12 protein-coding genes and 1 other annotated feature (1 of these 13 running past the window's edge) are annotated in these 13,427 nt (G+C 35.8%); of the genes, 8 read left to right on the forward strand and 4 right to left on the reverse strand.

What is annotated here, in order from left to right; genetic code table 11:
* Positions 1 to 162 (reverse strand) — a binding site (T-box leader) (it extends 56 nt beyond the left edge of the window).
* A 105-nt stretch (positions 163 to 267) separates the two neighbouring features.
* The gene (locus NSS97_RS06290; protein ID WP_033708890.1) at positions 268 to 648 is read right to left on the reverse strand and encodes a DUF3899 domain-containing protein; all 381 of its coding nucleotides are present in this window, start codon (positions 646 to 648) and stop codon (positions 268 to 270) included.
* Between the two features lie 319 nt (positions 649 to 967).
* Between NSS97_RS06290 and NSS97_RS06295 the strand changes: the two genes are divergently transcribed.
* The 5 genes from NSS97_RS06295 (at position 968) to NSS97_RS06315 (ending at position 6,682) form a co-directional block, all read left to right on the forward strand.
* Positions 968 to 2,623 carry an ABC transporter substrate-binding protein gene (locus NSS97_RS06295; protein ID WP_107887020.1) on the forward strand — a complete coding sequence of 552 codons (1,656 nt, stop codon included), beginning with the start codon at positions 968 to 970 and terminating at the stop codon, positions 2,621 to 2,623.
* Between the two features lie 126 nt (positions 2,624 to 2,749).
* Positions 2,750 to 3,679, forward strand: a complete 930-nt coding sequence (opp3b, locus tag NSS97_RS06300) for an oligopeptide ABC transporter permease (protein WP_000534165.1) — start codon at positions 2,750 to 2,752, stop codon at positions 3,677 to 3,679.
* Complete coding sequence (opp3C, locus tag NSS97_RS06305) at positions 3,676 to 4,692, forward strand: oligopeptide ABC transporter permease (RefSeq protein ID WP_002086981.1); 1,017 nt, start codon at positions 3,676 to 3,678, stop codon at positions 4,690 to 4,692. Before opp3b ends, opp3C begins: the two co-directional genes overlap by 4 nt.
* Positions 4,693 to 4,710: 18 nt before the next feature.
* Positions 4,711 to 5,754 carry an ABC transporter ATP-binding protein gene (locus NSS97_RS06310; RefSeq protein ID WP_002011337.1) on the forward strand — a complete coding sequence of 348 codons (1,044 nt, stop codon included), beginning with the start codon at positions 4,711 to 4,713 and terminating at the stop codon, positions 5,752 to 5,754.
* Positions 5,747 to 6,682, forward strand: a complete 936-nt coding sequence (locus NSS97_RS06315) for an ABC transporter ATP-binding protein (RefSeq protein ID WP_002086978.1) — start codon at positions 5,747 to 5,749, stop codon at positions 6,680 to 6,682. Before NSS97_RS06310 ends, NSS97_RS06315 begins: the two co-directional genes overlap by 8 nt.
* 191 nt (positions 6,683 to 6,873) lie before the next feature.
* Here NSS97_RS06315 and NSS97_RS06320 read toward each other — a convergent pair whose 3' ends face one another.
* The gene (locus NSS97_RS06320; protein WP_341111958.1) at positions 6,874 to 8,319 is read right to left on the reverse strand and encodes an MATE family efflux transporter; all 1,446 of its coding nucleotides are present in this window, start codon (positions 8,317 to 8,319) and stop codon (positions 6,874 to 6,876) included.
* A 354-nt stretch (positions 8,320 to 8,673) separates the two neighbouring features.
* On the opposite strand from NSS97_RS06320, the gene NSS97_RS06325 reads away from it, so the two are divergent.
* Positions 8,674 to 10,320: an ABC transporter substrate-binding protein gene (locus NSS97_RS06325; RefSeq protein WP_107887018.1), complete on the forward strand. Its 1,647-nt coding sequence runs from the start codon at positions 8,674 to 8,676 to the stop codon at positions 10,318 to 10,320.
* Between the two features lie 30 nt (positions 10,321 to 10,350).
* Here the strand turns inward: NSS97_RS06325 and NSS97_RS06330 are convergent, their stop codons facing one another.
* Positions 10,351 to 10,554 carry a hypothetical protein gene (locus tag NSS97_RS06330; RefSeq protein WP_000559981.1) on the reverse strand — a complete coding sequence of 68 codons (204 nt, stop codon included), beginning with the start codon at positions 10,552 to 10,554 and terminating at the stop codon, positions 10,351 to 10,353.
* Positions 10,555 to 11,133: 579 nt separating this feature from the next.
* Between NSS97_RS06330 and spx the strand changes: the two genes are divergently transcribed.
* On the forward strand, positions 11,134 to 11,529 hold the full coding sequence (spx, locus tag NSS97_RS06335; protein ID WP_002011348.1) for a transcriptional regulator Spx: 396 nt from the start codon (positions 11,134 to 11,136) through the stop codon (positions 11,527 to 11,529).
* Positions 11,530 to 11,579: 50 nt separating this feature from the next.
* Here spx and NSS97_RS06340 read toward each other — a convergent pair whose 3' ends face one another.
* Positions 11,580 to 12,254 carry a TerC family protein gene (locus NSS97_RS06340; protein WP_044437786.1) on the reverse strand — a complete coding sequence of 225 codons (675 nt, stop codon included), beginning with the start codon at positions 12,252 to 12,254 and terminating at the stop codon, positions 11,580 to 11,582.
* A gap of 436 nt (positions 12,255 to 12,690) precedes the next feature.
* Between NSS97_RS06340 and mecA the strand changes: the two genes are divergently transcribed.
* Positions 12,691 to 13,374: an adaptor protein MecA gene (gene mecA, locus NSS97_RS06345; protein ID WP_002011351.1), complete on the forward strand. Its 684-nt coding sequence runs from the start codon at positions 12,691 to 12,693 to the stop codon at positions 13,372 to 13,374.
* Positions 13,375 to 13,427 lie beyond the last annotated feature (53 nt).

Below are 13,427 nucleotides of genomic sequence, written 5' to 3' on the forward strand. Positions count from 1 at the left end.
TCAAGATCCATAATAACGTCTGGATATAACGCCAAAGCCTACTACTTTCGGTTCGGTTTGGTGCTCAAAAGCCCATTCCATACTGCGCAATTACTTGTTCACACCAGCCACAAGCTCTCTGAAATTGCCTCAATATGTACTCTTCTTTATCATCGCATACATATAAATTTATTTATTGTTACCTAAGCTCTTTTAATATGAAAGAACTAAAGTTTTATAACAAAATGTTTTGCTGATTATTATATCATATGGGATAGTGTTTGCAAACTACATCAAAATAGTAAAGCTAATGAGGATCGAGAACAACCCAAGTACGATACCGGTAATACAAATCGGATACGTCCATTTGAATGAATATGTTTTATAAATACGTTCTTTCTTATCGATAGGTTCCTCTGCTTCTTCAATTAAAGAGTCAATTTTTTTATTCGTACCAAATACTCTTTGGAATGCGTAAATTGTTACGTTAAAAAATCCGTTTTGAAATATGAATAAAAAACCACCTATAAGAATAAAAACCAATGCAATATAGAATGAGATGTTGACAAAATTCAACAAAAAATGAGATGAAACGAGGAATGCGCCCACACTAGAAGCGATTATCGCAACCAAAAATAGTATACAAGTATGAAAAAAAACTTTATTCAAAATATTCCCCTCCGTCAAAATATTACTAGAATTATTATACTATAAAAGTTATAATAAGTAATATAAATAATTTTTTGAAAATTATACGCAATTGAGGTTCTAATTTCAAGATGATGGTAGCAATGTTACCGTATCCCTTTACAAAAAATTAAAAATATAAACATTTTATTAAAAATTTTAACAAAAAAACAAAAAACTATATTCACAATCGTCATATTATATGTATAATGAAAATTGTAGAAACTTGGAGATTATTCTTTCAATTCTACTTTTCTACAAGTGAGGGTACAGTAAGTGCAATTAGGGGAGGCAACACAACATGAAGAAAAGGATACCGTTATTACTTGCATCAACTTTAACTGCAAGTATGTTGCTTGGCGCGTGTAGCTACCAGAAAGAGGACGCTAAAGCAAAAGGAAAAGAAAACACTACTAGTAGTAGTAACGGAAAACAGATTCTTAATTTAACAGAGTTATCTGAAATTCCATCAATGGATGCATCGTTAGCATCAGATTCTGCATCTTCAACAGCATTAAATAATACGATGGAAGGTTTATATCGTACTGGCAAAGATCAAAAGAGAATGCCTGGGATTGCTGAAGATGTCCAAAAGCTAGATGATGGGAAGAAATACATATTTAAGTTAAGAAAAGATGCGAAATGGTCGAATGGGGAACCTGTAACAGCGAAAGACTTTGTGTATTCATGGAAAAGAGCAGTAAATCCAGATACAAAAGCGACGTATTCATACATTATGTTCGATATTAAAAATGCAGAAAAAATTCATAAAAAAGAATTACCTGCTGACCAATTAGGTGTAAAGGCGATTGATGATTATACATTAGAAGTGGAATTAGACAATCCCGTTCCTTACTTTATTGATTTAACGGTTTATCCGGTGTTCTACCCACTAAATGAGAACTTTGTGAAATCACAAGGTGATAAGTTTGGTTTAGAGGCAAATACAACATTATATAACGGGCCATTCGTTATGAGTGATTGGAAACATGAACAAAGCTTCCAATTTAAGAAGAACCCATCATATTGGGATAACAAGACGGTTAAAATCGAAGAAATAAATTTCAATATTGTGAAAAATACATCGACTGATGTAAATTTATATGAGACAAATTCGATTGATCGTGCGGCTCTAACATCGGAATTTGTTGATAAATTTAGACAAACTCCAGAGTTCCAAACACGAAAAGAAGCTGGAGTTGCCTACTTAAGATTTAATCAAAATAATAAGTATTTGAGTAATAAAAACTTAAGAAAAGCAATTTCAATGTCCTTTGACCGTGATAACATTGCAAAAGTTATTTTAAACAACGGCGCAATCGGTGCTTACGGATTTGTTGGAAAAGATTTCGCTGAAGGTCCGAATAAAAAAGACTTCCGTGCTGAAAATGGAAATCTAGTTGAAACGGATTCAAAAGAAGCGAAAAAACTTTGGGAAACAGCAAAGAAAGAGCTTGGCACTGATAAAATTGAACTAGAATTCTTAAGCTTCGATAATGAAGATGCGAAAAAAATTGGCGAATTCTTAAAAGGTGAGATGGAAAAGAACTTACCTGGTTTAACGATCAAAATTAAACAGCAGCCATTCGCACAAAAAAATAAGTTAGAAGACTCTCAAGAATATGATATGGCGTTTGGTATTTGGGGTCCAGACTTCCCAGATCCAGTCTCATATTTAGATATGTTTGTTACGAATGGTTCACAAAATAAAACAGGATATTCTAATCCGAAATATGATGAGCTAATTCTAAAAGCAAAAACAGATACAAAAGATTTACAAGCTCGCTGGAACAACCTTTTAGAAGTAGAGAAAATATTAATTAAAGAGGATGCAGTTATTGCTCCGATCTTCCAAAAAGGTTCAGCATATGTGGTAAAAGGTGCCGTAAAAGATATTATCCCAATTAACTATGGTGGTAAATTAACTTACAAATGGGCATCTGTTGAACAAAAATAATCTTTTTTCCATCGTTTACAAGGGTATATGCCTATGATGGGCATATGCTCTTATTTTAAAAAAATAAAAGTAAGAATATTTTAAACTATCTTATTGCTTTTGAGAAAAACGGGGAGGTGCTTGACTATGGGACGTTATGTATTAAAACGTTTCGTGTACATGGCTTTGACATTATTTTTAATTACTACACTGACTTTCTTTTTGATGAAATTACTACCGGGTTCTCCGCTTAAAAACCAGGAGAAGCTATCACCGGCACAAAAAGAAATCATTCTTGAAAAATATGGTTTAAATGATCCGGTACCAGTTCAATATGCACGTTACTTAGGTAACTTAGCAAAAGGTGATTTAGGGGTATCATTCCAATATGATAACCGCCCAGTAACAGATATGATTGTGGATCGTATTGGACCATCAGCACAACTTGGTTTACAAGCGATTATATTAGGAACATTTATCGGTTTAATTTTAGGAATCGTTGCGGCGCTTCGTAACAATACGTGGGTCGATTATGGGGCGACAATTATTTCCGTACTCGGGATGTCGGTACCCTCATTCGTATTCGCCGCATTACTACAATATTTCGTAGGGGTAAAACTTGGTTGGTTCCCAGTAGCATTCTGGAAAGGACCGGAGTTTACAGTAATGCCTACAATTGCCTTATCGATGGCAGTTATCGCAACAATCGCACGTTTCGCTCGTGCAGAGTTAATTGAGGTTATGCAAGCAGACTACATTTTAACAGCGAAAGCGAAAGGAATTAGCCAAGGCGTTATCATTATCAAGCACGCACTGCGTAACGCATTAATTCCAGTTGTAACAATTTTAGGACCAATGGTTGCAGGATTAATTACAGGGACACTAGTTATTGAGCAAATTTACGCTGTACCTGGACTTGGGGAACAATTCGTTAAATCGATTACAGTGAATGACTATACAGTTATTATGGGAACTACAATTTTCTATAGTGCGATCTTCATCTTAGTTATTTTCATTGTCGATATTTTATACGGAATTATTGATCCTCGTATTCGTTTAGCGGGAGGGAAAAAATGATGAAAGATGTACAAAAATTATCTCCAGATTTATTTCAACCAGCCAATCAGAGTAATGTTGATAATGAAGTCATTGCCCGTCCAAGCTTAACGTTTTGGCAAGATGTAAGAAGACGTTTGTTCCAACATAAAGGTGCAATGTTTGGTTTCGTATTATTAATGCTTATTGTACTACTAGCAATTTTAGGACCGATGGTAAGTAAGCATTCTTATAAAGAGCAGGATTTAGGTCGTGCGAAAATGCCACCGAAAATTCCAGTGATTGAAAATGTTCATTGGCTACCATTTGACGGTACAGATCAATATGGTGTTGACCAATATGAAAAACGTGATATTAAAGAGTACTTCTGGTTTGGTACAGATGATCTTGGCCGTGATTTATGGACAAGAACATGGGAAGGTACACGAGTATCATTATATATCGCTCTTTTAGCAGCAGCGATTGACTTAGTAATTGGGGTTGCATATGGAGGTATTTCAGCCTTCTATGGCGGCAGAGTAGATAATATTATGCAACGTATTATGGAGATCATTAACGGTATTCCATACTTAATCATCGTTATTTTAATGGTAATCATTATGGGATCAGGTATTTGGTCAATTACACTTGCGATGGCAATTACAGGTTGGATAGGGATGTCGCGTATCGTTCGTGGACAGATCCTAAAATTAAAAAACCAAGAATATGTATTAGCATCTCGTACATTAGGGGCAACGAATACACAGTTAATTGTGAAGCACTTAATTCCGAACGTAATGGGACCAATTATCGTAATGACAATGTTTACAATTCCAACAGCGGTATTTGGTGAAGCATTCTTAAGCTTCATCGGACTAGGTATTCAGCCACCATTCGCATCACTTGGTTCTCTTGTAAATGATGGTTATAAATCAATTCAAACGTATCCACATATGATGTTCATCCCAGCGGTTGTCATCAGTATGTTAATCTTAGCATTCAACTTAATTGCAGACGGATTACGCGACGCGTTAGATCCAAAAATGCGTAAGTAAAAGAGGGGAGAAGTAAAAATGAAAACATTGCTAGAGGTAAAAGATTTGCAAGTCTCCTTTGATACACATGCAGGTGAAGTACAAGCTGTACGCGGTGTTACTTTTGATTTGAAAAAAGGAGAAACATTAGCGATTGTAGGAGAATCTGGTTCTGGTAAATCAGTTACTTCTAAAGCGTTAATGGGATTAATTCCGAATCCTCCAGGGCGTATTAAAAACGGTGAAATCGTATTTGAAGGTCGTGACTTAACGAAACTAACAGAAAAAGAAATGCAACAAGTACGCGGTAAAGATATTGCGATGATTTTCCAAGATCCAATGACATCATTAAACCCAACGATGACAATTGGAAATCAAATTATGGAAGGCCTTATTAAACACCAAGGGATGAGTAAAGCAGATGCACGTAAAGTTGCGTTAGAATTAATCGACCTTGTAGGTATTCCGAATCCAGAAGCGCGCTTAAAACAATATCCTCACCAATTCTCAGGTGGTATGAGACAGCGTGTAGTTATTGCGATGGCGTTAGCTTGTAACCCGAAATTATTAATTGCCGATGAGCCGACAACAGCGCTAGACGTTACAATTCAGGCGCAAATTTTAGAACTTATGAAGGACATTCAGCAAAAAACAGAAGCAGCAATCATTTTCATTACGCATGACTTAGGTGTAGTGGCAAACGTTGCAGACCGAGTTGCGGTTATGTACGCTGGTAAAGTTGTTGAAATTGGAACTGTTGATGAAATTTTCTACAATCCAAAACATCCATACACATGGGGCTTAATCGCATCTATGCCAAGCTTAGATGGTGCAGAGGACGAGCTATATGCGATTCCAGGAACGCCTCCAGACTTATTAAAACCGCCAAAGGGTGATGCTTTTGCACCACGTAACCCGCAGGCATTAAAAATTGATTTTGAAATGGACCCACCTTTATTTAAAGTAAGTGATACACACTATGCGGCAACTTGGTTACTTCACGAGCAAGCTCCAGAAGTAAAACCACCGGCAGTCGTTGAAAAACGCATTCTTCAAATGAAAGCAGGTGAACAACATGACTAAACAACGTGAGAAATTAATTGAAGTAAAAAATGTAAAGCAGCACTTCGACGTGAGTGGTGGTGTTGTCAAAGCGGTTAATGATATTTCATTTGATATTTACCGCGGAGAAACATTTGGTCTTGTAGGAGAATCAGGTTGTGGTAAATCGACAACTGGAAGAACGATTATTCGTTTATATGATGCAACTGCCGGTGAAGTGTTGTTCGATGGTGAAAATGTACATGGTAAAAAATCACGTGCAGAGCTGAAGAAGTTCAACCGTAAAATGCAAATGATTTTCCAAGATCCATATGCATCATTAAATCCTCGTATGACAGTAGGGGATATTATCGCAGAAGGTATTGATATTCACGGACTAGCAAAAGGCAAAAAAGAGCGTATGGACCGTGTTCATGAATTATTAAATACAGTTGGTTTAAATAAAGAGCACGCAAACCGTTTCCCGCATGAATTCTCAGGCGGACAACGTCAACGTATCGGTATCGCTCGTGCGCTAGCTGTAGAACCTGAATTTATCATTGCTGATGAACCAATCTCAGCACTTGACGTATCGATTCAGGCGCAAGTTGTAAACTTACTGAAACAGTTACAAAGAGAAAAAGGTTTAACATACTTATTCATCGCCCATGATTTATCAATGGTAAAATACATTAGTGATCGCATTGGTGTAATGTACCGTGGTCAAATCGTTGAGTTGACAACAAGTGAAGAGCTATATGCGAATCCAATGCATCCATATACAAAATCACTACTATCTGCAATTCCGCTTCCAGATCCAGATTATGAGCGCAATCGTAAACGTATCGTATACGATCCATCTCAACATCAATATGGTGAGGAAGCACCAACAATGCGTGAAATTCGCCCAGGACATTTTGTATTATGTTCTGAAGCAGAGTATAAGAAATATAAAGAAATCTATCAATAATAAAGTAGAGCCATTCTTCTATTACAGAAGGATGGCTCTATTTTTTTATACTAATTAAACTTAATTTAGTATAAAGAGATTTTATCCAAGTTCTTTTTCTGTTTAAAGACAGCAAATTAAGAGTTTCCAAGAATGAAGAAAAGGCGACTGAAATTCAGCCGCCTTTTTCTTCATTTAGAAACACTTTTATTTTACTGCGCTTGAACAGAAACACTCTCATCTTGCTCATTTGGTTTAACAAGTGCATAATTTTCCCACGATCTACTTCTCCAGCGGAAGAACATAATAATTGCTCGCGTCCATTCGTCGATAGCAATCGCTAGCCAAATACCAACGAGCCCCATGTCTAAATGGAAGGCGAAAAAGTAACCGAGTGGTAAGCTCATTAACACCATGGAGAATGCGCCGATTAAAACAGGATATTTTGCATCGCCAGCTGCACGAAGTGAATTAATGATGACGATGTTCATCGTCCGTCCTGTTTCAAGTAGTACACTTAGTAAAAGAACGCTTGCCCCTAGAGCGATAATATGAGGATTATCCGTAAATAGTCCCATTAATTGTGTGCGGAATGTAACAACGAGCATGACCATAAATAAAGTTACACCAATCGCCCATTGTACACTTTTCCATACGCGTGTGTAAGCTTCATCTTTTTCATTTCCGCCAACTAGGCGTCCAACGATAATAGCTGTTCCCATACCGATAGCAATGGCGAATAAATAAGTGAACATGGAAATGTTAGTAGCGTATTGTCTTGCAGCTAACGATTCCGTACCTAAGTATGTTGCGTAATATAAGAAGACAATTTGACAAGCTTGATACATGACTTGTTCGAATGCAGATGGAATGCCAATCTTCAAAATTTTGCCAACATATTCTTTTGATAAAGTGAAGTAATATTGTAATTTCACACGGTATTCCATAACGCGGTACAGTAACCAGAAGAAAATGATAAGTGCGATTAACCGGCTGACAGCGGAAGAAATCGCGGCTCCTTGCACACCAAGTTCAGGGAAACCGAATTTCCCGAAAATAAGTACGTAGTTTCCGGCGATATGAATAATATTCATTCCAAGCGAAACAAACATCGCTTGCTTTGTAAAGCCGTGAACGCGGATAATTGCGGCTAATGAGTTAATAATAGCTTGAAGGAAAATAGCACCTCCGACGATGGATAGATAGCTTTGTGCATACGTTAGTACATCGCCTTGTAAATTCATTGCCGTCATCATATGTTTTGAAAATAAAAGAAAACCAGCGCTTATAATGAGTCCGACCACTAAATTTAATGTGACGGCTAATGCTGATATTTTTGATGCTTCCATAAAGCGTTTAGAACCGAGGTATTGGGATACAACGATAGCTGCACCATTCCCTATGACTTCTAGTACTAAAATCGCGATATGAAGGTATTGATTCGCTGCACCAACCCCAGATACAGCATCGTCTGATAATGCACTTAACATGAAAGTATCAGCGATCCCCATCAGCATAAAAAGAAAAACTTCTAGAAAAATAGGCCATGTTAATAAGAATAAACTTAATTTCTCTGTTGGCCCGTTTTTTGAGCGAATTGCTGTCATGTCCGTCCCCTCTTTACCGATATCTATTTTTAGCAAAGTGTATCGTAACACACTTTCATATCCTTTGCACTTATTTTAGCCTACATAATTTCAATATGAATAAACCTTCATTTTATGACAAAAAAGGAGGAATAATTATGCATAAGGTATTATAGAATATAAAATTTATTTTTCTCTGATAATTTAGAAAAGTATAAAAATGGACATTTTTAACACTTTAGTTCAATAAAAACGCAGTGTGAAACGTTTACAAATGCACGTGGTGTTAACAGAAAATTTTAATAAAATAGAAATATAAATATACAAAGAATATATTTGTGTGTATAATATGAATTATTAGAACATATATATATTTCTTTCTGTTTGAAAATGAAAGGGCTAACATTTTTTTTGGAGGGTGGAAGTATGAAAAAAAAGATACCAGTTTTTGTAGCATCAACAGTAGCAATGAGCATGATTTTAGGGGCATGTGGCTACCAAAAAGATGAACCGCAAGCGAACGCAAAAGGGGATAGCGGGAAAAGCGGTGCGAAGCAAGTTATTAACTTAATTGAAACACAAGAAATTCCAACGATGGACCCAGCGTTATCAGCTGATGCAGTTTCTTCAAAAGTAATGAACAATACGATGGAAGGCCTATACCGCCTTGGGAAAGACGATAAATTAGTTCCAGGTGTAGCGAAGGGATTCCAAAAGTCAGAAGACGGTAAAAAGTATACATTTAAATTACGTGAAGATGCAAAATGGTCAAATGGTGAACCTGTAACGGCGAAAGATTTCGTGTATGCATGGCAAAGAGCAATTAATCCAGATACAGCTGCGAAATCGGCTTACATTATGTACGATATAAAAAATGCTGAGAAAATTAATAAAAAAGAGATGAGTCCAGACCAATTAGGTGTAAAAGCGATTGATGATCATACACTAGAAGTAGAATTAGATAATTCTATTCCATATCTTGTTGATTTAATGGTCTATCCGATCTTCTATCCTGTTAATGAAAAGTATGTGAAAGAGCAAGGGACGAAGTTTGGTTTAGAAGCAAATACAACACTTTATAACGGACCATTTACATTAAGTGATTGGCAACATGAACGTAGCTTCAAAATGACAAAGAGCTCATCATATTGGGACAATAAAGAAGTGAAGCTTGAGGAAGTAAACTTTAATATTGTAAAAGATACGTCTACGCCAATTAATTTATATGAAACAAACGCAGTCGATCGAGCGACGTTATTAGCAGAGTTCATCGATAAATATAAAGGAAAACCAGATTTCAAAACGGTAGAAGATACATCTGTATTCTTCCTTCGCTTAAATCAAAAAGACCCAGCTTTAGCAAATAAAAATATTCGTAAAGCAATTTCTCTTGGTTTTGACCGTAAACCATTCGTTGATACATTATTAAATAACGGTTCTAAGCCAGCGACGGGATTAATTCCTGACAATTTCATTAAAGGACCGGATAAAAAAGATTTCCGTGTTGAAAATGGAGATATTGTAAAACCAAATGTAAAAGAAGCGAAAAAGTATTGGGAAGCTGGTAAAAAAGAGCTTGGTAAAAACGAAATTGAATTAGAGCTATTAAATGAAGACGTTGAATTATCGAAGAAAACTGGTGAATATTTAAAAGGTGAGTTAGAAAAGAATTTACCAGGTTTAACAGTGAAAATTAAACAACAACCATTCGCGCAAAAACTAAAATTAGAAGATGCGGGCGACTTTGTAATGTCATTCTCTGGATGGAGTGCAGACTTCCCAGATCCAGTTACATATCTTGATATGTTCGTAACTGATGGGGCACAAAATAAAATGAAGTATTCTAATCCGAAGTACGATGAGATTATTATGAAAGCGAAGAAAGATGGAAGCGACGTAAATGCTCGTTGGAAAAACTTACTTGAAGCAGAAAAAATGTTACTTGATGACGCTGCGATTGTTCCAGTATATCAACGTGGTAGAGCATATTTACAAAGAGAAACAATTAAAGATATGTACAACCATAAGTATGGTGGCGAAGTAAGCTTCAAATGGGCATCAGTAGGAAAGTAACAAAAAAAAGCAGGTAATTACCTGCTTTTTTTAGTACGTACGTTTTTTATAAATGCCTTTTCCGCCAACTTGGTTCCAGCCAGATTGTACATCTAAACTTTTGTTAACAAACTTCATTTTTTCTTTCCCACCAAAGAGTTTTTCACCGATGCTATTTGTAATGACACCAATCAATGCTGTTATTCCGATGATGAGGGTAGCAACAATGATAAAATCAGTAAAAAAAGCGATCATATGCAAATTCCCCCTTTGTCTGTCTGTATTTTTATTGTATGAGATAAATGGTAAAAAAGAAAGAAATGTCAGAAAAATATTCGATTTGCTTTAGAAAGCATATAGACATGAGCGGGGAGATTTGTTAAAATAAGAACAAATGTTCCTTTCGTTTCTAACCTTTAGAGTCTTACATTTCTCAATTGTTTTGTTGGGAAAAGGTAAGAAAACGCTCTCTTTTTAATGGGGAAGATTATGAAACTGTAATTGTATATCAAGTGAAGATTATTGTAGAAAGTAAGTATCAAAAGGGTTGAAGACCGTTGTTAAAGGACAGTTTTACTGAGTATAATCATGTTGCATAGCAGTGGAGTACACGGAGAAATTTTCTCAACTAGCAGTAAATTCACTGTATATTTCTTGCAAAAACTATTGTATAATGATTATAGAAGTTACTTATTAAAAGTAATTATTGTTGCTTACATGAATTGCGATTTTTTACTTTGCTATAAGACAAGTTATCGCGAAAAATTGCGGAAGTTAGAAATTTAAACTGTAATTAGTACAGAATTTGTACTCTTTAAGGAGAGTGAGCTTTGTATGGTAACATTATATAGTTCTCCAAGCTGTACGTCTTGTAGAAAGGCGAAATTATGGCTAGAGGAAAATCATATTCCTTATACAGAACGTAATATTTTCTCAGATCCATTAACGATTGATGAGATTAAAGAGATTTTACGTATGACAGAAAGCGGAACGGATGAGATTATTTCTACTCGTTCAAAAGTTTTCCAAGAATTGAATGTGAACTTAGAGTCTTTACCACTTCAAGATTTATATAAGATGATTCGTGACTATCCAGGTATTTTACGTCGTCCAATTATGATTGACGAAAAACGCCTTCAAGTAGGCTACAACGAAGATGAAATCCGTCGTTTCTTACCACGTACAGTAAGAACGTTCCAATTACGTGAAGCACAGCGTCTTGTAAATTAATTATAATAATATGAAAACCTTCTACCTATTATAGAGTAGAAGGTTTTTTTTTACTGTTTAACATTACGTAATCGCACTTGTTGAACGATAAAGCCTATGCATAAAATGGTGAAAATGAACAAATAAGGGATACTTGTGGCAAAACTAGGATTATGATGAAAAAACGTTGCAAGTCTGTCTTCATGTGTAATCATTTTTCCTGCTGTATAGGCGAGAACTGCTGCTCCGCAATAAATGAGAAATGGAAAGCGTTCCATGAGTATTAAAATAAGTTTGCTTCCCCAAATGATAATCGGGATAGAAATGAATAAACCGATAATTACGAGTGAAAGTCTTCCGTGAGCTGCTCCGGCAATGGCAATAACATTGTCAAACCCCATAACGAGATCCGCGAATACAATTGTACGCACAGCTTGGAATAAAGTCGTTTTTCCTTTGATAGAAGAAAGATCGTTGTTATTATCAGTGAGTAAATTGACCGCAATTAATGTGAGTAAAATTCCGCCGATGAGTTGTAAAAATGGGATATCAAGTAAATAGACAGCTAGTATCGTGAGGAGAATTCGTAGCACAATTGCTAACATAGTACCAATCAAAATGGCTTTATTTCGTTTTGCTTCAGGTAAATTTCGGCTAGCTAATGCGATGACAATTGCGTTATCGCCACCTAGTACAACATCGATACCGACAATCAGTAGTACAGATGTTAAAAACTCTAAGTCCATTCGTCTGCCTCCATTTATGATGTTTTAATAAGCGAAATATATGTATGTGGTGAAGAAAGTTTGTCTAGTTTTGATCCCGCGCTCCCAGGGACAAAATAATCACCTCTAATAGAAGTTTCACTTTATTACAGTGTACGAGGGAATATGGGAATGTATGTCCAAATTTTTTGCGAGCAGTGAATTGGTATAATGGTATATTTATTCCGATTGGTGCGAGCTAATAATCAGTGGAGGATGAAAAAAATACTGATTATTGTTTCACTTCATGTAAAAAGTCGAATACAGATAGGTATATAACTATTTTTGTAAAATAAATCGATTTTATTTCCCTTCTGGAGAATCTTATCATAAAATGAGAGTACAAGAATCTATTGTTTTGTCATATGAGTGGGGAATCCCTTCATAACAATTCTAAGCAGGAAGGGAGCGTTGTATTTTGGATATTGAAAGAATTAATGACCATACGATGAAATTTTTTATTACGTACATTGATATAGAGGACAGAGGGTTTAATCGTGAAGAAATTTGGTATGATCGCGAACGAAGTGAAGAGCTCTTTTGGGAGATGATGGACGAAGCTCGTGATCATGATGATTTCTTTATCGATGGGCCGTTATGGATCCAAGTGCAAGCAGTCGATAAAGGGATTGAAGTACTTGTAACGAAAGCGGAGCTTTCAAAGGATGGACAAAAGCTGGAACTACCAATAGGTGTAGACAAAATTATAGACATTCCTCTAGATGAAGGCATCGAATCATTATTCCAGCAAGAATTAGTGGAAGAGGTAGAAGAACAAGTAGGAACAAACTTTAATGAAGATGGTACGTTTGGCTTTTTAATTAAGTTTAATGATTTTGAAGATGTTATTTCATTAAGTCATCGTCTTATCTTTGAAGATATAAAAGATGAATTACATTCATTTGAGGACCGATATTATGTATATGTGGAATTCGATGAAGTGCTACATGATGAAGAAGAAATTGATCGTATTTTAAGTATTGTTTTAGAATATGGAGAAGAATCTACTTTAACGATTCACCGTGTAAGTGAGTATGGGAAACAGGTTGTGAAAGAGCGTGCGCTTGAGACAATTCGCAACAATTTCCCTCCTAAAATGTAGGCCGATTTCTATAGTATGAAATCGGCTTTTTTTATGAAGAATAGGAAGGCTTT

Source organism: Bacillus sp. FSL R12-0074 (genome assembly GCF_038005725.1).
GTDB classification, from domain to species: domain Bacteria; phylum Bacillota; class Bacilli; order Bacillales; family Bacillaceae_G; genus Bacillus_A; species Bacillus_A mycoides.